We start from the raw sequence: 23,257 nt of genomic DNA, 5'->3' as shown, positions 1-23,257 counted from the left end.
AGGGCTACCGCGCCGTCGTGTGGGAGCATCCCTACATGGGACGCGATCTCACCGCGCACGAGCGCGCCGCGATTGAGACGATGATCGAGCAAGCCGACGACGGCGCCGCAGCTTTTCCGCGGATCTCGCCACCGCCGTCGGCCAGCTCAGCAGGCTGGCGCGCTCGCGCTCTCCCGGGTGGCCGGTCTTAGCGCGTGGCTCGCGGCACCGTCCGTGCCGCGATGACGAGCAGCGCGAATCCGGCCAGGGCCAGCCACAGCAGGTTGCGACTGACCTCCCAGGGCATGCCAGCGACTGTGGCCAGGTGCGAGGCCAGGTCCGCCGCCCAGCTCATGGGGAGCCAGTTGCCAACCGCCTCCAGCACGCCGGGCAGCTGGCTGCGCGGGACGAGCAGACCGCACAGGAAGACCTGCGGAGCGACGATGACCGGCATGAGCTGGACCGCCTGGAACTCTGAGGAGGCGAAGGCTGAGGTGAACAGGCCCAGCGCCACCCCGACGAAGGCGTCAAGCAGTCCGACAAGCACAAGCCAGGCCCAGGACCCGACCAGCTCAACATCGAGCAGCCAGCCGCACACCGCCACCAGGACCAGGGACTGCACCGTGGCGGCCAGGGTGAAGGCCGTGCCGTAGCCAAGCAGAAGATCGGCGCGATGCAGGGGCGTGGTCCACAGCCTCTCCAGGGTGCCGGATCGACGCTCACGCAGCATAGCGACGCTGGTGACCAGGAACATCACGAGCATGGGCAGGATCGCAACCATGGTGACGGCCACCCGGTTGAACAGCTGCTCACCGTGGGGGTAGTCGATGTAGACGAAGTAGAGCAGGGCGACGAGCACCGAGGGCACGGCGACGATGAGGCCGACCGTCCGGCGGTCTGCGGCGAGCTGGGCGAGCACCCGGCGTGTGGTGGCGAGGTAGGTACGCAGTGTCATCGGTGGTTCTCCTTGGTCGTCTCAATAGCGATCGCCTCGGCGCCGTCGTCTGCCACCCCATCCGCGTCACGGATGACGGTGAGGAAGGCCTCGTCCAGGGTCTGGGAGCCAGTGCGATCCAGGAGCTCAGCGGCGGTGGCTACAGTGAGGAAGCGCCCGTCACGCATGAGCATGACGCGGTCACAGCGGAAGGCCTCGTCCATGACATGGCTGGAGACGAGGATGGTGGTGCCTGCCTCCGCAATGGTGTGGAAGGCGGTCCACAGCTCCTCGCGGGTCACCGGGTCCAGGCCGACGGTAGGCTCGTCAAGCACCAGGAAGTCCGGGGATCCCACGAGGGCACAGGCCAGGCTGACGCGTCCGGCCTGGCCACCGGAGTAGGTGGACACCGGGCGGTCGGCGATCTGGGCCAGGCCCACGGTTCCCAGGATCTCCTCCACGTCACGGGACCGCGGCCCTGCTAGGGCAGCAAAGTGGGCGACGTTCTGGCGGGCGGTGAGATCGGTGTAGACGGCACCACCCTGGGCCATGTAACCGACCCGACCGCGTGTGGCGGGCTCACCCGGACGGCGGCCAAGAACAAGGACTTCACCGTCATAACGCTGGACGCCAACAAGGGTGCGCATGAGGGTGGTCTTACCGCAGCCCGAGGGACCGAGCAGCCCGGTGATGGAGCCCTTGCGCAGCTCCAGGTCCAGGCCGTGCAGGATCGTGTGTCCGCCGCGGCTCACGCGCAGGCCCTGGGCGTGGACGACGACGGGCGGGCGCACGTCCTGGGACAGCACATCAGAGAGATGGACTCTCACTCCGTTTTTCATCATATGATGAACATATGGGGTGCAGCCTTCCGCGACAAGAGCCTCAGCGCGAGGTGACGAAGGAGATACGAGGCCCACTCAGACCGGGCGGCGCCCCCTTTTACCGACCAGGAGCAGAGCTCGGCAGCTCACCGGTGAGGTAGTGCTGGATCATCGGACCGTACAGCGCAACGAGGGCGTCAGCTCCCGCCCCCGCGAGGGCATCGAGCTCCATCACCCACAGGGCGGCCCCCAGTCCGATGACCTGGCTGACCACGAGCTGGGTGCGTAGGCGGGGCCGGTCCGGAGCCACCTGGGCGACCGCCGGTTCCAGGACCTGCCCGCTCATGAGGTCTCGCAGCCCTGCCATCGCCGTCGCATCAGTCCCGATGGCGTGGAAGGCCGCCTGGAAACGCTCCGGTCCCGCCCTCGTCCAGGACTCCAGAAAGAGCCTGACAAGGCCCTCCCCCATCTGCTCAGCCGGAAGCTGACGCAGCCGCGACGCCACGGCGTCTGCCGAGATCCCAGTGTCCTCGCCCTCCCCTGTCACCGCCGCGATGAACAGGCGCGCACGGTCGGGGAAATAGTGGTGGACCAGGGCGGCGTCCACGCCGGCCTCACGCGCGATTCCCCGCAGTGAGGTGTTGTAGCCCTCGCGCGCGAAGGCGGTGCGTGCGGCCCTGAGGATCGCCTCTCGCGCGTCCGGGCTCCCAGCCGCGCGCCTGCCCCGCGGGCTCATGCGGACCTCAGCCCGCGCAGGAGGGCCAGGGCCCCCAGGATCTCGGACAGGTCAGCGATCGGCTCACTCATACCGTGGACAGTAGCAAGCACCTGCTGGCTGGTACCGCGGGTACCTCCCGGGATCTCCCACCCTGCCCTACTGTGACCCCATGGACCATCGCGCCGAGGTACGTGAATTCCTTGTCTCCCGTCGGGCAAAGGTGACGCCCGAGCAGGTCGGCCTGCCTGCCGGGACCTCCCGTCGCGTCCCCGGTCTGCGTCGTAGCGAGGTGGCCACCCTGGCGGGGGTGAGCGTGGAGTACTACACCAAGCTCGAGCGCGGGCACATCGCCGGGGCCTCGCCGGAGGTCCTCGACTCCCTGGCGAAGGCGCTCGAGCTTGACGAGGCCGAGCGCTCTCACCTCTTCGCCCTCGCCGCCGCAGGCGCCCCGGCCGCCCGCCCACCACGCCGTCGCTCCGTGGTCTCCTGGACGCCAGGGCCTGAGCTGACCTGGATGCTTGACGGGTTTACGGCAGGCCCTGCCTTCGTGCGCAACGGGCGCATGGACCTGCTGGCCACCAACGCCCTGGCGCGCGCCTTCTACACTGAGGTCCTTGAGGCGCCGGGCCGGGGAAACATCGCCCGGCACACCTTCCTAGACCCGCGCGCCTTCGCCTTCTACCCCGACTGGGACTCGATCGCGGACATCACAGTGGCGATCCTGCGCACCGAGGCAGCTCGCGCCCCGCGTGACACCGAGCTGCACGAGCTGATCGGCGAGCTGAGCACGCACAGCGACGAGTTCCGCACCCGCTGGGCCCGCCACGACGTGCGCCACCACGGTGCGGGCGCCAAGACCTTCTGCCATCCGGTAGCCGGCGAGATGACCCTGGCCTACCAGGGGATGGACCTGGAGGCCGAGCACGGGCTGACCTTCACCGCCTACACGCCCGAGCCTGGCTCGCCGTCGGCCAGCAACATGGCGCTGCTGGCGACCTGGGAGGCCAGCCAGCGCCAGGAGCAGGCTGAGACTAGCCAGCAGGTAATGAGCCGGTAACGACGGCGGTGCGTGCCTGACCGCCTGTTGACGGCCTGTTCTGCCCCCCACCAGCCGCACGCTTCAGGGTAGCGGCGGCTCAGGCTCCACCCGTCCGGCAGCCTGGACAGGACGAGGCCCAGCCCTGCACCCAGGACCGGGCCTCCCTCAAGACGGCTCCCGCTCACACAATCCGCTCGACCGCCTCGGCTGCTGCCTTGCGGTCCCTCATCAGCAGGATGCTCAGCGGCAGCAGGTACAGCGCAGCCACGACCGTCCCCACGACCACCGGTCCTCGCAGTCCCAGGGAGGTCTCCAGCGCCAGCCCGGCCACCCAGGAGCCGAGCATGGTGCCGACGTTGAAGGACGAGGTGCTCATGGCTGAGGCCAGCGTAGGCGCGTGGGACGCGTAGGCCACGGACTTCCCGATGAGGATCGGGTTGGTGGACATGCCGAACAGCCCCAGGGTGAAGACCAGGACGATGGTGAGCACCGGGACGTGGGAGAAGGCGATGAGCCCGGCCAGGGACAGGAACGTCATGGTCGCCGAGACGTACATGACGCCATAAGGCCGCTCCACTCCCAGCTTCCCACCGTAGAGGGAGCCCAGGAGCGCGCCCAGCCCGTAGACCAGCAGGACGAAGGGCACGGCACCCTCCCCCAGCCCGGTCCGGCCAGTGAGCAGGGGACTGATGAAGCTGTAGGCGGCCAGTGAGGAGCCGCAGACGATGGCGCAGCAGGCCAGCACCAGCCACACGCGGACGTCCTTCAGGGCCGCGACCTCCGCACACACCGACGGCGCTGGAGCACCGGCATCATCGCCAGAGTGAACCTGGGCGTAGATGAGGACGGCTGCGGCCATCGCCAGAGCCGCGAGGATCCAGAACGGCCCGCGCCAGCCCATCACCTGCCCGGCCAGGGCACCTAGCGGCACGCCGACGGCGTTGGCCAGCATGCCTCCGCCCAGCACGATGCCCAGAGCCCGCGAGGCGGCTGGGCCTGCCTCCTTGGCAGCGACGACGGCGGCCACAGCCCAGAAGGCACCAGTCGCCAGGGCGGTGAGAAAGCGGGCGATGAGGATGAGGGTGAAGCTGGAGGTCAGCGCCACCGCGATGTGCGCCAGTGCGAAGAGCAGCAGGACGGAGGTCAGGGTGAGGCGCCGGTCGAGCTTGAGGGTGGCGATGGCCATCGCCGGGGTACCCACGATCATCCCGAACGCGAAGACGGTAATCATCAGGCCAGCGCGCGAGACGCTCACGCCCAGGTCCGTGGCGATCTGCGGCAGGATCCCAGCGACGACGAACTCCGTGGTCCCCATGAGGAACACACCGGCGGCCAGGACGTAGGTGACCAGAGGCAGACGTGCGCTGCTCGCGGATGCGGGCGGGGCCGAGGTTGAGGACTCCAAAGCATTCACGGCTCTACCTCACCAGCGATGTGGCGCTGTGGGGAGCCCCGTGTGGGAGAGCTACCGCCGGGGACTCCCTTGGGGTGAAGGAGCTTCCTAGCGTGTGAGTCGGCGTCGAGGACAACCCGGCGCACCTTCTCCCCCGATCCGTCAGGAGACTGTCGTGACGCCTTCAGCCGCGCTCCCACCCCGTGCGCCCCGCCGAAGGGTACTCGCCTGGAGCGGCCTCGCCCTTGCCGGCGGCTTCGCTGCGCTCGCGGGGTGCTCGGGCACCGAGGCCTCCTCGGGAACCGAGCCGGGCCAGCCCGCGACGCAAGCGCCGTCGTCCCCTGACAGCACTTCAGTAACCCCTCAGGAGAACACCGTGACCGATTCTCAGGACTCTGCCGAGGCTGCAGGCGCTTCCGTCACACTGGTCATTGACGGAAGGGCGGTCGAGGCCGTGGTGTGGGACAACCCCACTGGCCGCGACCTGCTGGAGCAGCTACCGTTGACGCTGCAGTTCTCCGACTACGCGGGTCAGGAGAAGCTGGCGGATCTGCCCCGGGAGCTGACGATGGAGGGTATGCCGCGCGGGGACAGCCCACAGGTAGGGGATCTCGGGTACTACTCCCCCAACGGCGTGCTGGTGATCTACACCAGCAAGGTCGGCTACTGGAACGGCATCGCCCGGATCGGGCGGGTCACCGGGGACCTGAGCGTGGTCACCGGCCAGAGCGGAGACTTTGAGGTCAGGATTGAGAGGGCAAGCTAGACGACCGCTTCCCACGGGTTGATCAGCTCTACGCCTGTCGCGGCGAAGTCCGCAGTATTGCGGGTAGCCAAGGCATAACCTCGCGCGCTCACGACAGCAGCGATAAGCGAGTCCATCACAGGCAACGGTCGACCGTGAGTACGAGCATGAGCCTGGAGCCGCGCCCAAGCACGTGAGGCTCGGCCGTCGAATGGCAGGACTCGATCCTCGAAGAACGGAATGACCTCTTCCTCAAGCCGTTCCCGGAGAAGATCGCGTCGACGTCCTGAAGGCAGGATCTCCACACCGGCACGCAGCTCCGCCAGGGTCAGCGCCGTGACATAAAGGGTCCTCGGATGCTGATCATCCAACCAACGTGCGACGCGAGGATCAGGATCGCGCCGCAGAGGCTCAGAAAGCACATTCGTGTCGAGGACAATCACGACAGGTCCAGCGGCTCGTAGACGGAGCGGTCACGCGTGATCTCTAGGTCAGCTCCGCCGCTCTCCTGACGAATCGAGCTCAGAAGTGTTCCCAGGCCACGGCGAGGTTGGTCTTCAATGGCCTCATCAAGAATGGCACGAATCTCTGCCTCCATGGAGCGACCATGCTCATGCGCGCGAGCCTTGAGCGCGCGATGCGTATCGTCGGTCAAGTTTCTCACGATGACACTGGCCATCACACACCCCCTGCTATCAACTATGCGTAATGATATCAACCTCACCGTCTTAACAGAAGCCCCACCTTGGAGCGGGTGAGGCAGGCAGGCACTACTGCTGCGTCTCGTTCCTGCGCCGCAGACGCCGGATCTGCTCATAGGTTCGGGCAAGCCGCTGCTCATGGTCATTGTCGCGCGGCCGGTAGTAGCGACGGCCCACGAGGCTGTCCGGCAGGTACTCCTGGGGCGCGACCCCGTAGGGGTAGGCGAAGGGATCGAGCATGCCGCCGTGACCGATGGTGTGGGCACCGCAGTAGTGGGTGTCACGCACGATGTAGGGAATAGGCTGGCGCTGGTGGTTCTGAGCGTCCTGGCGCGCCGCTTCATAAGACCAGCGACCGGCGTCCGACTTGGGACTCAGGCACAGCTGGATGACGGCCTGGGCGTAGAGCGCGGCGTCAGCGTCTGAGCCCTCCATGGAGCAGTGCATGGCCGAGATGACGTCGTAGTGGTAGCTCTCGTCCTTGTCGAAGCTGATGCGCTGGTTCCTTGCGAACTGCTCGACGTCGTCGACGCGCAGGGAGGCGCCGCGCAGACCGTGGAGGGTCTCGGTGATGCTCAGGGCCATGCGGCAGTCGCCCAAGAAGCGCGAGACGGCACCTAACGACAGAGCGCAGGATCCCGTCGGGGTCGAGCAGGTACTCCTGGCCAACGACCTCATCGAGACTGCGCGGGCAGATCTTGTCAGCTAGTGGCTGGTGAAGCATGAGCGGCCCCTCGGGAAGCCGGATGTTCGCAGGCGGATGCGCAGCTGTCATTGTGCCGCTACGGCTGAGGCGAGAGGACTAGCCTGATGTGAAGCGGTGAGTCGCTCGTCAGGGCCCTTCCCACCCGTACTCCTCGCGCAAAGGACTGGTCATAAAACTTGGTATGCGTAGTCCCTCGCTGACACGCTCGCTCAAGGCGCGCACCACCGGGCACGCTAAGCGCGCGGTCAAGAAGGCTGTCATCCCCGGTTACGGCCGCAAGAGCATGGGGTACGTCAAGGACCCCAAGCGCGGTGCGCAACGCCGTCTACCACCGCCCCACCTTCAGCTGGCGTGACCTGTTCGGGCTCTAGGATCAGCGTGAGACCACACACCTAACTAGACAACCCCTCGCACCCGGCGCTTGCAGCACCGCAGCCTCACTCCTCCCCCAGGCCCTGGAAGCGCTCCACATAGGCAGCCAGAGCCTGGAGGACCCGGGCCTTCTTCACCTCGCGGGAGTCCTCCCCGGCCACCGGCCGGTGGAAGCGAGACATACGGGGTAGCACATTGTTCATGGCTGTGCCATCAGCAGGCACGACGCCGTCACGCAACGCAGCGGCGACGAGGTTCCTCGTACCCGCCTCCTGGAGGTTCTCCACGCCGATCATGTTTGTCAGCTCGGCCTCACGCCGCTCAGCAATGAACGCCCGCCACTGCTCACTCACATCACCCTTGGCTGAGACCGAACGGACGAAGTCCTCGATGAGGTCACGCTTGGAGTGCAAGGTGGGACTGGAGGCGATAGCGCGGGTAATCTCGACTGGGACCTCGAGGTCCTCCCCGTCGCCCTTGTCCGCTCGGTGCTGCTCGACGAGCATGAGGATGTAGTCGACCCCGACCTCGACCTGCTTGACGAGCTCGATCTCGAAGACGAGGTCGTCATTGATGTCCTCCCTCTCTGATGCCGAGCGGTGGCGCAGGTCGTCGTAGAGGTCGACGTAGGCGGAGCGGTAGTCGGCGAAGTCAGCCTCGCTCAGCACGTCGTCGGCAGCGAAGTCGTCGAAGCTCGTGAGGATGTTCCGCAGCCGCAGAATCGTCCCAAAAGCCTGAATGAATTCCTTCTGGGCGGACTCGGAGTCGATTCTCTGCCCTGGTTCGAAGGCGCTTCGTAGTTCAGCGATCTTGCTCAGGTACTCCTGGAGGTACTCCTGGTAGGGCTTGAGCAGGACGATTCCGCCGGCGTCCTTGTTTCCGAACAGCGCGATGGCCTCATCAGTGGCTTCCTGCAGGTCACGGAAGCAGACGATGTTGCCGTAGGTCTTAACGGAGTTGAGGATGCGGTTGGTGCGTGAGTAGGCCTGAATGAGGCCGTGGGCACGCAGGGACTTGTCTACCCACAGGGTGTTGAGGGTTTTGGAGTCAAAGCCCGTGAGGAACATGTTGACCACGATGACGAGGTCGATACTGCGATCGGTGAGGCGGCGTGAGAGGTCTTCGTAGTAGCCCTCGAAGCCCTCGGCCGAGGTGTCATAGGCGGTACCGAACTGCTGGTTGTAGTCCTTGATCGCGCGATCGAGGAAGTTCCGATCGTCAGTAGACAGGGCAGTCGGGTCGACTGTCTCTTCTGCGAGGGTCTCCCCTGGTGCGTCGGCGTTGGCCGCGTAAGAGTAGACGATGCCGACGCTCAGCCGCCGGTCACGAGGGAGCCCTTCCTGCTGACGACGGAACTCCTCGTAGTAGGCCCGTGCCGCGGGGATCGACGCGGTGGCGAACAGCGAATTGAAGCCGCGGACACGCTTCTGGCCGAGTGTGTAGGAGCTGGATCGCTTGGTCTTGGCGTCGAAGTGTTCGCGGATGTAGGTAACGATCTGGCTGAGCCGTTGGGGCGCGAGAAGGGCTCGTTCGCTGTCGACGGCGCTGACCTCAGCGTCGGCGACGTCAGTGCGCATGTGGACGGTGTCGATGTAGTCGATGCGGAAGGGCAGGACGTTCTTGTCAGCGATGGCGTTGACGATCGTGTAGCTGTGGAGCTGGCCACCAAAGGCCTGAGGCGTGGTGCGCAGCATGGCGTTGCCGCCTGTACCGGCATTGGCCGCGAAGATCGGGGTGCCGGTGAATCCGAAGAGGTGGTAGTTGCGGAAGGCCTTGGTGATCGCCGTGTGCATGTCACCGAACTGGCTGCGGTGGCACTCGTCGAAGATGAGGACGACGTGCCCGTCGTAGACGGCGTGCCGACGGTGACGGCCGACGAAGTTGGACAGCTTCTGGATCGTGGTGACGATGATCGGGACGGTCGGGTCGTTGATCTGCGCAGTTAGCTTGGTGGTGGACTGGTTAGCGGAGACGGTGCCTTCAGCGAAGCGGTTGTACTCCTTGATCGTCTGGTGGTCGAGGTCCTTGCGGTCGACGACGAAGATGACCTTGTCGATACCCGCCATGCCGGCGGCGAGCTTGGCGGTCTTGAAGGAGGTGAGGGTCTTTCCGGAGCCGGTGGTGTGCCAGATGTAGCCGCCGGCAGCGATGGTGCCGACCTGCTTGTTGAGGCTGGAGGTCTTGATCTTGCGCAGGATCGCTTCGGTGGCGGCGATCTGGTACGGGCGCATGACCATCAGCTTGTGCTGCGTGGTGAAGACGCAGTAGCGAGTGAGGACGGCGAGCAGTGTGTGCTTGGCGAGGAAGGTGCGTGCGAAGTCGATGAGGTCGGGAATGGGCTGGTTGTCGGAGTCAGTCCACCAAGAGGTGAACTCGAAGGAGTCGGAGCTGGCGGCCTTGGACTCGCGTCGACCGCGTGTGGACTCGGTGATGTGGTCGAAGCGGGTGGTGTTGGCGTAGTACTTGGTGTGGGTGCCGTTGGAGATGATGAAGATCTGAACGTAGCCGAACAGTCCTGCTCCGGCCCAGAAGGAGTCTCGCTGATAGCGGTTGATCTGGTTGAAGGCCTCACGGATGGCAACGCCGCGGCGCTTGAGCTCGATGTGAACCAGCGGTAGGCCATTGACGAGGATGGTGACGTCGTAGCGGTTGGAATGGGCACCGTCGTCAACAACGTACTGGTTGGTGACCTGCAGCCGGTTGTTATGGATGCGCTGCTTGTCGATCAGGCGGATGTTCTTGGACTCACCGTTGTCTCGGATGAGGACCTGGACATGATCCTCTTGAATACGGCGAGTCTTCTCCACGATCTCGTCGACGCCTCCGGAGCGTGTGGCGATCGACTCGGCAAGGAAGCGCTTCCACTCGGCGTCGCTGAATTGATACTCGTTGAGGGCCTCGAGCTGGGTGCGGAGGTTAGCGAGAAGCTCGGCCTCGGAATTGAACCGCACGTACTCGTAGGCCTGAGCCTGCAGCTGTGTGATGAAGGCTGCTTCAAGCTGTGCCTCTGACTCGTAGCCACGTTCCGTTTTCTCGGATGCCTCGTAGCTACCGACGACGGTCGACTCGTCGGTGAGAATAATCGGCTCGATACCGACGGCGGGGGCAGAGCTGATGGTCATGTGCAGGTCCTGAGGTTTGAGGAGTAAGTGGGACGACGGCGGTATCTGAGTCAGCCAGACCGCTGCCCTGATGCAGCCGGATCCGGTGACGTTGATGCTATGGATAGGTCACGCTCTTCCCAGTCGGCATAGGTCTTGTCACCCCAGCGCCACGCGAGTCGCCCATTGCATGATCTACCCAGGGCAATCGCACCGGCGGTCGAGGGAGAGGTAAAGGGGATATCGCGCGTGAGGACCCCAACGCCATCACGGACAGCGATAGAACCATCTTCGACGAGCTTGGTGTGACGGGCTCGATAGGACTCATATGCTCGGCGCGTCGACTCGCTGTTACCCCGGATGTTCCATGTGGCAACTACCGTTGAGCCTTCGAGAATAACGAATTCACCACCGATGACCTGTGCAGATGCTTCGACGTGCTTCTTGCTGTACGTCAGTGAGAAAACAGGCGATTCTACCGGAGCCGTGTCAGGACGTTCAATGTCCGGCTTGTTCCGACGGGAACGGAGAGCTGAGACACCGAGGACTGGGATCACAGAGCGAACCTGGGTGAGGAGTACCTCAGCGTCTGAACGCTGAGCCTCAGAAAGCTTGCGCGGCTGCGGGGTCTGTTTGTTGTCGTCTAGCGTGGATCGTTCTGCGGCTTGAGCGATTTCAATGAGGCGGGATTCGAGGTATCCCCAGTGGCCCTCGTTGAAGGAGTCTTCACGTGAGGAGATGAGGACCGCACGGTCCCACCAGTTCTTCTTGCGGTCGTGATCGACAAAGCGGTGAGCAAAGTTCTCGGTGCGTCCGATGTAGCAGCGCGTGTTTTCTATCGCGCTCGGATCATCTCCGAGCAGGAGGTAGACACCATTCGTATTGGCGTCTTCACGGCTCAGAAGCCGCTTGAGGTCGGCACGTGGTCCGGTGAGGATGCGTCCAGTCCATCCGGAGACATCAGCAGATGTGATGCCGCCTGACTCACCGTCAACATGAAAAAGCTCGATGTGCTTACCAGACAATGTCAGGGCCTCTTTTCAGGGAAGGTCAGCAAGCGGTCACGGTAGTACTCGTACTGCTTACGGCGAGCGGCGATCTCGGCGGGAAGGCCAGAGGACAGGTTGTTCACCAAGGCGTCAAAGTGGTCGAGGACATCGGCGATGCGACGCTGCTCTTCGATCTGAATCACCGGCACTTTGATCCGCGAGAACGAGTCGACAAGCAAGGTCTTCACTTTGGTTCTCGCAACGTATTTCGCGCGCCGTCGACGAAACCATGATGTACTCATCAAATACGATAGGAAACGCGCATCAAATTCACTCCTGTAGGCAAAGCAATGGTCATGAATGGCAACTGGAGTATTCCCCGTCCATGCGACAGCAGAACCAACATCTTCCACCGTCTCTCCAACATCGGCGATGACAACATCCCCGGGCAACGCATATCTGAGTCGATCAGCCAAGGATATATCGAGATAAGAATCTGTACGATCCGCCCACACTCCATAGCGAGTATAAATCTCACCGTAATGGATGCATGGAACTCCATGAGCAGCGTAATCCTTCTTCGTGAATCTCTTTCCTCGATAGAAAGATCCAATATCCCCGAGCTCACACCATCGCACACCTCTAGTGCGGAAGAAATTTTCATCCTCAGGAAAAGAGATCAAGGTATCACGATAGTGCCCATACTGCTTCCGACGGGCCTCCAGCTCCGCCTCCAGCTCCGCCTCCAGCTCCGCCTCCAGCTGTGTGAACCGGTCCAATATTCTCACAACTTCTTGTTGAATTTCAACAGGAACCACAGGAACTAGGATTCTTGAAACATCTTTCGCATAAACATGAGGGACTCCACCCCCACGCTTCAACGCGTGAATAGCCTCCTGCTTATACTTAAGAAAATGATAGCAAAAGCGGGGAATCAGCACCTCCTCGTTACACTGAATAGAAAAAGCGTCCGAAACAAAAATCGGAGTCTCCCAGTAGGTAACATGCCCGGCATACGCACCCGATCCTGCAACGACGATCGTCACACCCGATCGATTGGAATTCGCCACAAAATACGCAGGTTTAGTACCTCCAGCAATTACAGGGATATCCCCTTCTTCCACATCCTTTTTGGTAATAGCCGTCCCGCGTTGGAGAACTGCTACATGACCAAGCTCCTGGTAAGCCACACCATCGGGGCACATCTCCCGAATCATGTCGTCAATACGGCTCACGCGTTATCCCCTTCGAGGTCCGCAACGATCTCATCAATGCTGGCGCGCAGTTCTGCCTGGCGCGCCACGATCCGCTGGATCTCCGCGTTCAGCTCAACGATGTCGATCTCCTCGCGAGTGTCCTCAGCCTCGACGTAGGAGGACACCGACAGGTTGTAGCCGTTCTCCTCCAGCTGGGACGCGTCAACGAGCGTCGCCACGTGCTCAACGTCCTGCCGAGTCTCAAGAGTTTTCAGGATCATCTTCTGATTCGCAGGCATGAGCCGGTTCTTGTTGCCCTCGCGGGAGAACTCCTTCGAGGCATCGACAAAGAGCACCTTGTTATCCGTTTTGGACTTCTTGAGCACGATGACGCAGGTCGCGATCGTCGTCCCAAAGAACAGGTCTGGCGGCAGCTGGATCACCGCATCCACGTAGTTGTTCTCCACCAGGTACTGACGAATCTTCGCCTCGGCCCCACCTCGGTAGAGCACTCCAGGGAACTCAACAATCGCTGCAGTCCCATCCACTGCGAGCCAGGACAGCATATGCATCGTGAAGGCGAGATCCGCCTTCGACTTGGGGGCCAGCACACCAGCCGGCGAGAACCGCGGATCATTGATGAGCGCCGGATCGTCCTTCCCCGCCCACTTGGTGGAGTAAGGCGGATTAGAGACGATCGCCTCAAAGGGCTCAACGTCCCAGTGGGCAGGCTCGGTCAGCGTGTCGCCGTTGGCGATCGAGAAGTGCGAGAAGTTCACGTCATGCAGGAACATGTTGATCCGGCACAGGTTGTAGGTGGTCAGGTTGATCTCCTGACCGAAGAAGCCCCGCTCAACATTTTCCTTTCCCAGGACCTTGGCAAACTTGAGCAGCAGCGAACCCGAGCCGCAGCACGGGTCGTACACGCCGTTCACCCGAGTCTTTCCCATGACCGTGATCCGCGCGAGGACCTCACTAACCTCCTGGGGCGTGAAGAACTCTCCTCCCGACTTTCCCGCAGAGGAGGCGTACATGGTCATGAGGAACTCGTAGGCGTCGCCGAAGGCGTCGATGCTGGAGTCCCCGTAGGAGAGGTTGAGGTCCCCAATGGCAGTGAGGATCTTCACCAGCTTCTCGTTGCGCTGCGCGACCGTTCGCCCCAGCTTGGTGGAGTTGACATCGATGTCATCAAACAAGCCGCGCAGGTCCGACTCGGACCCCGTTCCGATCGCCGAAGCCTCGATGTTCTTAAACACCCGTGACAAAGTCTCATTGAGGTTCTCATCGTGTGGCGCCCGCTCGCGCACATTGGCAAACAGGTCCTCGGGCGCGATGTAGAAGCCCTTCTCATTGATGATGCCATCACGCGCCATCTCGGCGTCAGCCCGAGACATGTAGCGGTAGTCAAAGTCCTCATAACCAGCCTCGCGCTCCCCTTCGTTGAGGTAGTCCGTGAGGTTCTCCGAGATGAAGCGGTAGAAGAGGAAGCCCAGCACATAGGCCTTGAAGTCCCAACCATCAACGCTGCCTCGCAAGTCGTTGGCAACCTGCCAGATGGCCCGGTGCAGCTCGGCACGTTCAGTCTGAGTGGTCATGAGACCTCATTCTCGTCGTCGGGATCGGCACCACCCTGGTGCTTGCGCAGTCTCTCACCGGCTACCGACACAAACTCTGCGCCGCACCGAGCGAGGTGCTTCGAAGCATCCTCGCCCTCAGGGCCGGTCGAGCCCATCACCTTGGTTAGTGCTCCGGGTGTTGTCTGGGGTGGCCGGTTCCTGAGGGTGAGGGTGAACGTACGCATGATGAAGTGCCTTGGGTTTTGTTTCTAGGCGTTTGTCTTGATTTCCGTTGTCTCGTGGTCTGGGTTGCAGGTCCAAGACTCTTCCTCAGCCTCAGCCGGCGTACGGTAGGTCCAGGCTTTGACGAGGTCCCGACTCGTCCCATCACCAGACCCACCCACACATCACGGCCTCAACATCAACCACACCAGCCCACGACCACCTGAGAGTCAGCCCATCCTCGTAGGAACCGCCAACGCCCTCAGGCAGGACGTCGTCGCAGGAACCACTAGCACACCCGCTCGACGCAGTAACCCCACGCTCACCAAGACGCTAGGCGCTATCACCAACCGCCAACCAACCAGCCTCGGGCAACTGCGACTCAGCGTGGAGACAGAGATCTGTTCATCCAGCTGCTCTCCGGGCGTCGGCTGGCGTATGTGAAGCCCCGCCTGGGCGGGAACAGGTTCGGTGGAACATCGATCACCTTCGACAGCACGAACACAGGCCGCTGGGGCCAGGTCGAGACCTACGGCGGGAAACTCGTCGAGAACATCGACCAGGCTGTCGCGCGTGACCTGCTCACCCACGCCATGCACACTGTCGACGTCGCTGGGCACCAGATCGTGATGCACGTCCACGACGAGATCGTCGTTGAAACCAACGTAGAGCTAGGTGTCGGCGGTGAGTATCTGTAGTGGCATTTCGCCGTAGCGGGCTGGTGTTGCGATGCCAGCGGCGAGAAGAGCATTCGTGGCGAGGATCGGTTCGACGCGGCTGGCGAGCCAATCCTTCTGAAGCCCGGTCTTGGTAGCGACTTGGTCAAGCGCGACGAAGATCTTGTAGATCGAGTGATCGCTGAACTGGCGGTGGTCTCGTTTGGCTCGTCGGGCGATATTGGGAAGGATACCTGGGCGGTCGAGAACAGCGTGGTTCCACAACTTCGCGCAGTGAGCATTGCGGTTGCGTAGGTAGACGAATGACCGGACTTGGCTTGGCAGCGTCGTTGGAGAGACGTTCATCGATGCTGCCATGTCATGCAGCACTCCGGACCTGCTGGACGCCTCGATGAGTCTGGACAGGTTTCCGAACGAGAAGGCCTCCACCGCTACCCAGATGGGCATGCGTGCGTACGCTTCGATGCTATAAGCATTGCCCGTCTTGATCTCATCACGGTAGTGAGACACGAAGGCCTCCTTGCTCCGATCCAGATTCGACAGCGCATGTTCTTCGACACGTTCATCATGAGGATCAGGCGATTGTGTGAACCCCTCACCCCGAGCGAACGCTCCGATCGCTCCGACACGCTGTGCGTAGTGGTAGGCGAACCGGGTTCTCAGGAGGACCTCGATCGGATGGAGGACCTCGTCGCACACTGCAATCAGGTCTTGCTCGGCTTCGTAGAGACGTTGGATCACTGCAAAGGATGAACCGTCGAGGAAGCGGTTATCGCCCGCCACTGGGCCCACTTGCCAGTAACGGAAGTATCCCGAGAGCCGGTAGTAGTTCACGCGAGAGAGAAACTCGGCTGCTGATGCGGTGTCAGTGACGGTCAAACCGCGTTCTTGAAGCAGCTCAACCTGTTCGTCATAACTGAGCCGGCGCTTAACCATGAACTTCCTAGGAAATGAAAGGCCCCGGTCATTTGTGCATTGTCCCTTGCGGGACTAGAGGCCTGACCGGGGATCTATCACTCCTTACGGTATGCCAGCGTGGCTGCCTCGTCAACGCCACGTACCGAAGCCGGCGACTCCGCACCAGAGATCCAGCCCACTGCCGACTGAGATCAAGACGGGTTGAACGGTTACCCACAACCTAGCCGGGTTCATGCCGGGACGGCAGCGGCTCGGGTCGTGTCGATGCCGAGGCTGCCGCAGCAATTCTCCGGTGACCCGTCCGGATTCGCTGCCCCTCAGGGGCGTGTGGGCGAGAGCCTTTCAAGCCGTGTCCGGTTTCGGTGCCTGCCGTGCCCGACAGGTGGGAGCCTGGCGCATCCCGCGCCCGCGATTGTCTACCTGGCTCTCAGAACAGGAACCGGTCATGGTTACCACTAATCTCCAGACCTTTCGGCCACTGGTCTACATCTGCTCACCTATACGGGTGATATGGAAGCCAACCTCGTGCTCGCCCGTCGTTTCTGCGCGTTTGCTGTTGCGGCGAGCCAGATTCCGTTGGCTCCGCATCTTCACTATCCGCAGTTCATGGACGACAACGACCCAGATAAGCGGGAGTTGACGATGTTCTTCAACCGGATCCTGCTGTCCAAGTGCGAGGGAATCTAGGTCTACACCGCCCGTGTCTCCGCTGGGATGCGTGCCGAGATCAAGTGGGCTCACCAGCTCGGGCTTCCCGCTCACATCAATGAGGTGGCTAAGAAGCCCCAATCGATGATCGCCCATAAGGCTGGACATCAATGGACAACACTCAAGTCACCTGGACCTAAAAACCTAGGGCACTCCACACCCACGTCCACACCGGCCCGGCCGGGAACATCAAGCTCAGCAAGCAAAAGTCCAGGGAGAAGATCGACGGCGTCGTCGCCATGCACCATTCGTGGAGGCAGCACCGACACCGGGGCGTTGGTCTACGACGAACGCGGGTTAGTGGTCTGGTGATACGGGGCGCTGGGCGATGACATCGAGGACGCGCGAGTGGGCAGCGATCCAGTCGGCCGCGCCGGGGTTGATGTTGCGGCGACAGTATCGATCGCTGTTACGTAGCTGGCAAGCCTGCGAACCTGAGCCTGTTGGTCAGGGTTCGCGCTGATGAGGGGTTCTTGGTGAGAGGCACGGTTGCGGACGTGGCGGATGAGCTCCACGTTTTCTTCGAAGCTACTTCGACTACGGCCCGGATAGTGAGGCATGCCTCCATTACGTAAGTCAGTGAGGGCTTTCCACACGGTTGCTTCCAGACGCGGGATGAGCAGGAAGCGCCAGTTATCCAGTGACAGACTCGCCACGATCTGATCAGGGGTGGCATCCAGCCCCGCACGCCGCAGCCGCGCCTCGGCCTTGGTGACGTTACGTGGGAAGCCACCGAGCCGATAGCTCGGGGAGTCCCACCAACACCGTATGCCAGTATCAGCGCTCAGACGCACATCAATGAAGTTTCGAAGGAGTACCTCGACATGACTAATGTCTTCCAAGAACGCTTTCGAGATACGGGTGTTCCACACGTACCACGCATCGACCGGCTCGATCCGATAGCGGCTGATCCTGGCGGATGAGAACCACTCCTGCAACGTCTCACGACTCACCGTGGGATCGTGGTAAAGTTGTTGCCGATAGGCCTCGGGAAGGTCAATGCCGCGAAATATCGGTACACCCCCGAGGCCATTGCTTTGCCCAGGCCCCTCGCCGCATGTCTACGGGACATCGTTGGCTGCCGTCATCTCGTCTCCTTCCTGTACGCGACCGCCCATGTTCACGGGCAGGTACAGCAATGAGACTCACCAACTGGTTCCGCACACGGACCTCCGATAATCATACGCTGGCAAGCTCCCGTACCTTCCGCTAAGGCCACCGACCACGGCCTGTACCAATCGCTGCATGATGCGCCGACCCCAGAGATGACCAGCTTCGTGTTCCGCGAGGCCCTCCTGACGCACCTGCTGCTGTGGGGCAACGCCTACCTCCAAGTCCTGCGCAACGGCCTCAGTGAAGTCATTGGACTGTACCCGTTGATGCCGGACAGGATGAGCGTTGGCAGGGACGATGCCGAACGCTTGTATGACGAGTACCACACCACCTCGGATGAGTCTCACAGCGAATGGCGGCACATCAGGCTGGCCCCTCCGATGTGCTGCAAATCCCTGGGCCTCGCTTCGACGGTTGAGTCGGCTACTCGCCGATTGCGATAGCAAAGAACGCGACCGGGATGGCCACGTCCAACGAAGATTACGGCGCCTCATTCTTCGCCAACGGCGCCGCACCCAGCGGAGTCCTCGAACACCCTGGCACCGCCCCTCTACCTGGTCATCACACCGTTGAACAACGGTAAAGCTGCCGGGCTTCCCGCTCACATCAATGAGGTGGCTAAGAAGCCCCAATCGATGATCGCCCATAGGGCTGGGGGACGCCAGTCATCATTGTCGAGTTGAGCTCAACGCTTCAGCCAATTGTTTATCTGATCCCAAAGTGGGTCATCTCCCTGGAAGTCTTGAGCATTCAGACGAACATCTGCTTTGGCATGACGTTGGCAACCTGCCAGATAGCCCGGTGCAGCTCGGCACGCTCAGTCTGAGTGGCCATGAGACCTCAATCTCGCCGTCAGGATCGACACCGCCTTGGCACTCATCTGTCTTCACGTCGGACGCGCTTTTCTGGACGTGATCGACACTTCTTCCGTCTAGGAGTACGCTCCGGCAGCTCCTGCCACGTCGCCTGGATCAGATCAGCCATCAGCTCACGGTCATCAAGATCCTCAATCAGGAGGTACAGCGTCGCCCCCTTATACGGAGGCGCGAGCGGGCAACCAGGCAGCAACGCCATGCCGGCCTCAGTCCTCTTCACGAAGAGCTGGTCGTCGCAGACAAAACCCACGACCTTGCCCTGCCGGTAGACACAGTACTCACCAAACATCCGCCGGTAAGACACTCCCCCGGCGTCCGCGATCTGCTCGTACACGTACTCCATGAATGACGGGTCTGTCGCCACGGTACTAACCCCACAACCCCGCACGCTGCGCCAGCACAGCCAGCGCCACCGGACCAGCACTGGCCGTCCGCATGACATGCGGGCCCAGACGCACCGTCGTCGCCCCAGCAGCCTCCAACGCAGCCGTCTCCTCAGCGCTGATGCCACCTTCCGGCCCGACGACGACGGCGAGGCTCCCGCTGTCGGGCAACGCCACTGCGCCTATGGGTGCCGTCGCCTCCTCGTGCAGCACCAGCACCCTGCCGCCGTCCTGGACGGTCTCACGCGTCCAGGCGGCCAGCTGCGACGTCGTCATCGGCTCGGACACCTGCGGAACCCGAGCACGCCGTGCCTGCTTGGCTGCCTCGGTCGCCGTCGCCTGCCAGCGCTCACGCCCCTTGGCGGCCTTCGGCCCCTTCCACTGGGCGATGGAACGACCGGCCTGCCAGGGAATCACGACGTCGGCGCCCACCTGCGTGGCCGTCTCCACCGCCTGCTCGTCCCGCCCGCCCTTGGCCAGGGCCTGGACGAGCACCAGATCGTGGGAGGACTCAGGTTCCTGGATACGTTCAAGCACCCGCACGGCCAAGTGGTCCTTGCCCTCGGCGGCGGTGACCTCGCAGACCAGGCGCACGCCTGCGCCGTCGGCCAGGTCCACCCGCTCCCCTACCCGCATCCGGCGCACAGTGACGGCGTGGCGGGCCTCGGAACCGGTGAGGACCAGGCTGGTGCCAGGATGGGCGGTGCGGGCGGCACCGGCTGGTTCAACAGTGTCGTCGGTGAAGATGAAGACAGGGGCAGTCACGGGAGCCAGCCTATGAGACCAGCCGGGGCGGCGTCGCGGGAGGACCAGAGCCGAGCCCACAGTCCACGGGAGCCTTCCTCTCCGCGTGAGCGCGCGGCCCTTGCCCAGGCTGGGTGGCACGGCCGATCCTCTTGCCCTCCCACCGCACCACCGGTGTACCGTCAGGAGGCATGACGACTGACTCCCCCGTTGTCCCGGACCCGCAGGAGGTCGCCCAGATCTCTGCGAACCTTGCCGCGGTCCGCACCCGCATCGACGCCGCTGCCACGGCAGCCGGCCGGGCGCCGTCGGACATCCGCCTCCTGCCTGTCACCAAGACGGTCCCCGAGGACCGACTGCGCGCCGCCTTCGCCGCAGGCGTCACCGAGATGGGTGAGAACAAGGTCCAGGAGGCCAAGCGCAAGAGCACCGGGATGGCTGACCTCGGCATCCACTGGGCGGTCATCGGCCACCTGCAGACCAACAAGGCCAAGGACGTGGCCGCCTTCGCCAGTGAATTCCAGGCGCTGGACTCCCTGCACCTCGCCGAAGCACTCGACCGTCGGCTCCAGGCCGCCGGTCGCAGCCTTGATGTCTATGTCCAGGTCAACTCCTCTGGGGAGGCTTCCAAGTACGGGCTGGAACCAGAGGCCGTGGCAGGCTTCCTGGCTAAGCTGCCGGTCTACTCCTCGCTGCGCGTGCGTGGTCTCATGACACTGGCAGCCCACACCACGGACCAGGAGAGGGTACGCGAGTGCTTCCGTCTCATGCGGCACCTGCGTGACGAGGGTCGCGAGGCCGGCACCGTGGGCGACGGGCTGCTGTCCATGGGGATGAGTGGCGACTTCGAGCTGGCGGTCGCCGAGGGCGCGACCTGCGTGCGCGTGGGCACCGCGATCTTCGGCGCCCGTCCCACGCCGGACTCCCTCTACTGGCCCGGAGCCTGAGCCGGCGCCCTTCACATCGCGCCGTCCCGATACGTCTTCGCGTCTGCGGGGTGGCACCGGGCTTGTCATGCTCGGTGCCACCCCGCAGACGCGATCACACGAGGGCGGGCCGCGAGCTCAGCGCTTACGGCGGTTCTTGCCCTTGGTCTTTCCGCCCTTGAGCCGGTCGAAGAAGCCTTCCTCCTCCGCCGGGGCGAAGCCGTCCTCGCCGCGCAGGGCCGCGAGCTCCCTGAGCAGCTCCTCCTGACGCTCCGAGAGGTTGGTCGGGGTCTCCACCACCACCGTGACGTACAGGTTGCCGCGCCCGGAGCGGCGCAGCCGCCCCACGCCCAGACCGTCCAGCCGGATATCGTCACCAGACTGCGTGCCGGGGCGCACCGAGACGCTGCGCTCGCCGTCGAGGGTCTCCACCGGGAAGGAGGCCCCCAGCGCGGCCGCGGTCATCGGCACGCGCAGCTCGGTGCGCAGGTCATCGCCCTGCCGCTCCAGGGTCGGGTGTGCCTGCTCCTCGACCACCACGTAGAGGTCGCCCGCAGGTCCTCCGGCCACGCCCGCCTCACCACGCCCGGACATGCGGATACGGGTACCGGAGGACACACCGGCCGGGACGTTGACCTCGATGTCCGTGCGCACGTGCTTACGGCCCTCACCGTCGCAGTCCTTGCAGGGCGTGACGATGACCGTGCCGAAGCCCTGGCAGGTAGGGCAGGGCGAGGAGGTCATGACGTTGCCCAGGAAGGAGCGCTGGACACGCTGGACCGAGCCCTGGCCGTTGCACTGGGAGCAGGTGACCGGCTCGGTCCCCGGCGCGCAGCAGCTGCCGCCGCAGGTGGTGCAGGTGACGTAGGTGTCGATCGGCATCGTCTTGGTGGCGCCGAAGGCGACGTCGGCCAGGCTCACCTGCACCGCCACGAGCCCGTCCTGGCCGCGGCGCGCACGCGAGGCCGGCCCGCGCGAGCCGCCCCCACCGAAGAAGGTCTGGAAGATCCCGCCCAGGTCCGAGAAGTCACCGCTGAAGCCGGAGGGGAAGCCGCCGCCCCCGTGCAGCGCGTCCTCGCCGCCCACGTCGTACATCTGCCGCTTCTCGTCGTCGGAGAGCACGGCGTAGGCGGCCTGGACCTCCTTGAACTCCTCCTCGTGGCCGGGGCCGGCGACGTCGGGGTGGAGCTGGCGTGCCTTCTTGCGGTAGGCCTTCTTGATCTCCTCGGCACTGGCCTGACGGCTCACGCCGAGCAGCTCGTAGTAGTCACTCACCTGAGAACGTGTCCTTTACGTGTTGTCTCCGACGCCGGTCGCTCAGGCCGCCTGCCCCGGTCCCGCCAGGAACCGGGAGAGGTAGCGAGCGACCGCGCGCACAGTGGTCATGGTGGCGGGGTAGTCCATGCGGGTAGGGCCCACGACGCCCAGGTGGGCGACGGCGTCGCCCGGGCCGGCACCGTAGGAGGCCGTGACGACGCTAGCCTCTGCCAGGGCGTCATCATGGTTCTCGGCTCCGATGCTCACGCGCATGCCCTCCGCTCCGCCGGCGGGCCCGGCGTTGCTGGAGTCGGTGAACAGCCGCAGCAGCACGACTTGCTCCTCGATGGCGTCCAGGAGAGGCCCGAGGGAAGAGAAGTCTGGGGTGGAGCGCGCCAGATTCGCGGTGCCGGCGATCACCAGGCGCTCCTCGGCGTCCGGGCGCAGCGCCTCGATAAGCGCCCCGGTGACCGCCGAGAGCAGCACACGCTCGTCCTCACTGGCCTGCTCCTTGAGGGCTGTGAGGACTGGGATGACAGACTCAGCCCGCAGCCCCGCCAGCGCGGCGTTGAGCCGCACCCGCAGCTGCTCAACGGCAGCCGGGTCCAGTATCTCAGTGGCCGATGTGGACACGGTGCGCTGCTCCACGCGTCCGGTGTCCGTGATGATGACCAGCAGCACACGGGTGGGATCGAGGACCACCAGCTCCAGGTGGCGCAGTGTCGTGCGGCGCAGGCTGGGGTACTCCACGACGGCAAGCTGGCCGGTGAGCTGGGCGAGCACGCGCACCGAGCGCGCCACGACCTGGTCCAGGTCCACCTCGCCCGTGAGCAGGGCGGTGATCGCGGCGCGCTCGGGGGCGGACAGGGGCTTGATGCGGGCAACCTCGTCGACGAAGAGGCGGTATCCCTTCTGAGTCGGCACGCGACCGGCACTGGTATGGGGCTGGTGGATGTAGCCCTCGTCCTCCAGGGCCGCCATGTCGTTACGGATGGTGGCCGGTGAGACCCCGAGCTGGTAGCGCTCCACGATCGCCCGCGAGCCCACAGGCTCCCGGGTGCGGACATAGTCGGTGACGATGGCGGACAGGACCTTGAGCCGTCGGTCGTCGGCCATGGGACCCCTCCTTTCTCGTCTAGCGCCCAGCAGCGTCCGGTAGCGCTCGCACACGCTACCGACCGCAC

The 23,257-nt window shown here is 63.7% G+C and carries 25 protein-coding genes and 1 pseudogene; 9 read left to right on the top strand and 17 right to left on the bottom strand.

Annotated features, from left to right (window positions below):
• Positions 1–187 precede the first annotated feature (187 nt).
• The 3 genes from HRL51_RS05065 to HRL51_RS05055 all read right to left on the bottom strand — a co-directional run bounded on the left by HRL51_RS05065 (position 188) and on the right by HRL51_RS05055 (position 2,470).
• Positions 188–934: an ABC transporter permease gene (locus HRL51_RS05065; protein WP_172120736.1), complete on the bottom strand. Its 747-nt coding sequence runs from the start codon at positions 932–934 to the stop codon at positions 188–190.
• A complete protein-coding gene (locus HRL51_RS05060) occupies positions 931–1,752 on the bottom strand; it encodes an ABC transporter ATP-binding protein (RefSeq protein WP_172120782.1) in 822 nt (273 codons plus the stop codon). The genes HRL51_RS05065 and HRL51_RS05060 overlap by 4 nt, the downstream gene beginning before the upstream one ends.
• A gap of 100 nt (positions 1,753–1,852) precedes the next feature.
• Positions 1,853–2,470: a TetR/AcrR family transcriptional regulator gene (locus tag HRL51_RS05055; protein ID WP_172120737.1), complete on the bottom strand. Its 618-nt coding sequence runs from the start codon at positions 2,468–2,470 to the stop codon at positions 1,853–1,855.
• A gap of 151 nt (positions 2,471–2,621) precedes the next feature.
• On the opposite strand from HRL51_RS05055, the gene HRL51_RS05050 reads away from it, so the two are divergent.
• Entirely contained in the window at positions 2,622–3,509 is an 888-nt protein-coding gene (locus tag HRL51_RS05050) for a helix-turn-helix domain-containing protein (RefSeq protein ID WP_172120738.1), read from the top strand.
• Between the two features lie 163 nt (positions 3,510–3,672).
• Here HRL51_RS05050 and HRL51_RS05045 read toward each other — a convergent pair whose 3' ends face one another.
• The gene (locus HRL51_RS05045) at positions 3,673–4,905 is read right to left on the bottom strand and encodes an MFS transporter (protein ID WP_172120739.1); all 1,233 of its coding nucleotides are present in this window, start codon (positions 4,903–4,905) and stop codon (positions 3,673–3,675) included.
• A 355-nt stretch (positions 4,906–5,260) separates the two neighbouring features.
• Between HRL51_RS05045 and HRL51_RS05040 the strand changes: the two genes are divergently transcribed.
• On the top strand, positions 5,261–5,650 hold the full coding sequence (locus HRL51_RS05040; protein WP_172120740.1) for a cyclophilin-like fold protein: 390 nt from the start codon (positions 5,261–5,263) through the stop codon (positions 5,648–5,650).
• On the opposite strand, the gene HRL51_RS05035 is transcribed toward HRL51_RS05040, so the two are convergent.
• The 3 genes from HRL51_RS05035 to HRL51_RS05025 all read right to left on the bottom strand — a co-directional run bounded on the left by HRL51_RS05035 (position 5,647) and on the right by HRL51_RS05025 (position 6,915).
• A complete protein-coding gene (locus HRL51_RS05035) occupies positions 5,647–6,072 on the bottom strand; it encodes a type II toxin-antitoxin system VapC family toxin (protein WP_172120741.1) in 426 nt (141 codons plus the stop codon). The genes HRL51_RS05040 and HRL51_RS05035 overlap by 4 nt on opposite strands.
• Positions 6,069–6,308, bottom strand: a complete 240-nt coding sequence (locus HRL51_RS05030) for a FitA-like ribbon-helix-helix domain-containing protein (RefSeq protein ID WP_172120742.1) — start codon at positions 6,306–6,308, stop codon at positions 6,069–6,071. Before HRL51_RS05030 ends, HRL51_RS05035 begins: the two co-directional genes overlap by 4 nt.
• Before the next feature lie 91 nt (positions 6,309–6,399).
• A complete protein-coding gene (locus HRL51_RS05025) occupies positions 6,400–6,915 on the bottom strand; it encodes an AAA family ATPase (RefSeq protein ID WP_172193043.1) in 516 nt (171 codons plus the stop codon).
• Here HRL51_RS05025 and HRL51_RS11885 point away from each other — a divergent pair.
• Together HRL51_RS11885 and HRL51_RS05020 are read left to right on the top strand one after the other, a co-directional pair.
• Entirely contained in the window at positions 6,914–7,039 is a 126-nt protein-coding gene (locus HRL51_RS11885) for a hypothetical protein (RefSeq protein ID WP_268916122.1), read from the top strand. The genes HRL51_RS05025 and HRL51_RS11885 overlap by 2 nt on opposite strands.
• Before the next feature lie 178 nt (positions 7,040–7,217).
• Positions 7,218–7,391 (top strand): hypothetical protein, encoded by a 174-nt coding sequence (locus tag HRL51_RS05020; protein ID WP_235954388.1) that lies wholly within the window; start codon positions 7,218–7,220, stop codon positions 7,389–7,391.
• 82 nt (positions 7,392–7,473) lie between these two features.
• Here the strand turns inward: HRL51_RS05020 and HRL51_RS05015 are convergent, their stop codons facing one another.
• The 4 genes from HRL51_RS05015 to HRL51_RS05000 are packed head-to-tail and all read right to left on the bottom strand — an operon-like array spanning position 7,474 to position 14,289.
• The gene (locus HRL51_RS05015; protein ID WP_172120744.1) at positions 7,474–10,530 is read right to left on the bottom strand and encodes a type I restriction endonuclease subunit R; all 3,057 of its coding nucleotides are present in this window, start codon (positions 10,528–10,530) and stop codon (positions 7,474–7,476) included.
• A gap of 50 nt (positions 10,531–10,580) precedes the next feature.
• Complete coding sequence (locus HRL51_RS05010) at positions 10,581–11,534, bottom strand: GIY-YIG nuclease family protein (protein ID WP_172120745.1); 954 nt, start codon at positions 11,532–11,534, stop codon at positions 10,581–10,583.
• Between the two features lie 2 nt (positions 11,535–11,536).
• Positions 11,537–12,733 (bottom strand): restriction endonuclease subunit S, encoded by a 1,197-nt coding sequence (locus HRL51_RS05005; protein WP_218957659.1) that lies wholly within the window; start codon positions 12,731–12,733, stop codon positions 11,537–11,539.
• On the bottom strand, positions 12,730–14,289 hold the full coding sequence (locus HRL51_RS05000; protein ID WP_172193041.1) for a type I restriction-modification system subunit M: 1,560 nt from the start codon (positions 14,287–14,289) through the stop codon (positions 12,730–12,732). The genes HRL51_RS05005 and HRL51_RS05000 overlap by 4 nt, the downstream gene beginning before the upstream one ends.
• Positions 14,290–14,912: 623 nt before the next feature.
• Between HRL51_RS05000 and HRL51_RS04995 the strand changes: the two genes are divergently transcribed.
• Entirely contained in the window at positions 14,913–15,170 is a 258-nt protein-coding gene (locus tag HRL51_RS04995) for a hypothetical protein (RefSeq protein WP_244960243.1), read from the top strand.
• On the opposite strand, the gene HRL51_RS04990 is transcribed toward HRL51_RS04995, so the two are convergent.
• Positions 15,144–16,085, bottom strand: a complete 942-nt coding sequence (locus HRL51_RS04990; protein ID WP_172193039.1) for an Abi family protein — start codon at positions 16,083–16,085, stop codon at positions 15,144–15,146. The genes HRL51_RS04995 and HRL51_RS04990 overlap by 27 nt on opposite strands.
• Positions 16,086–16,577: 492 nt before the next feature.
• Here HRL51_RS04990 and HRL51_RS12040 point away from each other — a divergent pair, with 492 nt between their 5' ends.
• Both HRL51_RS12040 and HRL51_RS12000 read left to right on the top strand, forming a co-directional pair.
• Positions 16,578–16,754: a DUF7768 domain-containing protein gene (locus HRL51_RS12040; protein ID WP_459562297.1), complete on the top strand. Its 177-nt coding sequence runs from the start codon at positions 16,578–16,580 to the stop codon at positions 16,752–16,754.
• 182 nt (positions 16,755–16,936) lie between these two features.
• Positions 16,937–17,087: pseudogene (locus HRL51_RS12000) on the top strand (terminase); the annotation flags it as partial.
• Here HRL51_RS12000 and HRL51_RS04980 read toward each other — a convergent pair.
• On the bottom strand, positions 17,057–17,728 hold the full coding sequence (locus HRL51_RS04980) for a hypothetical protein (protein ID WP_216666328.1): 672 nt from the start codon (positions 17,726–17,728) through the stop codon (positions 17,057–17,059). The pseudogene HRL51_RS12000 and the gene HRL51_RS04980 sit on opposite strands and share 31 nt — an antisense overlap.
• A 312-nt stretch (positions 17,729–18,040) precedes the next feature.
• Here HRL51_RS04980 and HRL51_RS04975 point away from each other — a divergent pair, with 312 nt between their 5' ends.
• Positions 18,041–18,331, top strand: a complete 291-nt coding sequence (locus HRL51_RS04975) for a phage portal protein (RefSeq protein WP_280528710.1) — start codon at positions 18,041–18,043, stop codon at positions 18,329–18,331.
• A 433-nt stretch (positions 18,332–18,764) separates the two neighbouring features.
• Here the strand turns inward: HRL51_RS04975 and HRL51_RS04970 are convergent, their stop codons facing one another.
• Both HRL51_RS04970 and HRL51_RS04965 read right to left on the bottom strand, forming a co-directional pair.
• Positions 18,765–19,097 (bottom strand): TfoX/Sxy family protein, encoded by a 333-nt coding sequence (locus HRL51_RS04970; RefSeq protein ID WP_218957658.1) that lies wholly within the window; start codon positions 19,095–19,097, stop codon positions 18,765–18,767.
• Positions 19,098–19,131: 34 nt separating this feature from the next.
• Positions 19,132–19,911 (bottom strand): 16S rRNA (uracil(1498)-N(3))-methyltransferase, encoded by a 780-nt coding sequence (locus HRL51_RS04965; protein WP_172193035.1) that lies wholly within the window; start codon positions 19,909–19,911, stop codon positions 19,132–19,134.
• A gap of 170 nt (positions 19,912–20,081) precedes the next feature.
• Between HRL51_RS04965 and HRL51_RS04960 the strand changes: the two genes are divergently transcribed.
• A complete protein-coding gene (locus HRL51_RS04960) occupies positions 20,082–20,837 on the top strand; it encodes a YggS family pyridoxal phosphate-dependent enzyme (protein WP_172193033.1) in 756 nt (251 codons plus the stop codon).
• Positions 20,838–20,954: 117 nt separating this feature from the next.
• On the opposite strand, the gene dnaJ is transcribed toward HRL51_RS04960, so the two are convergent.
• Both dnaJ and hrcA read right to left on the bottom strand, forming a co-directional pair.
• Positions 20,955–22,091: a molecular chaperone DnaJ gene (gene dnaJ, locus HRL51_RS04955; RefSeq protein ID WP_172193031.1), complete on the bottom strand. Its 1,137-nt coding sequence runs from the start codon at positions 22,089–22,091 to the stop codon at positions 20,955–20,957.
• A 42-nt stretch (positions 22,092–22,133) separates the two neighbouring features.
• Positions 22,134–23,189 (bottom strand): heat-inducible transcriptional repressor HrcA, encoded by a 1,056-nt coding sequence (gene hrcA / locus HRL51_RS04950; RefSeq protein ID WP_172120753.1) that lies wholly within the window; start codon positions 23,187–23,189, stop codon positions 22,134–22,136.
• Positions 23,190–23,257: the final 68 nt, after the last annotated feature.

This window comes from Actinomyces faecalis, assembly GCF_013184985.2.
GTDB classification, from domain to species: domain Bacteria; phylum Actinomycetota; class Actinomycetes; order Actinomycetales; family Actinomycetaceae; genus Actinomyces; species Actinomyces faecalis.
The sequence above is the reverse complement of the archived record's forward strand: the minus strand, read 5'-3'. Positions and strand labels throughout refer to the sequence as shown.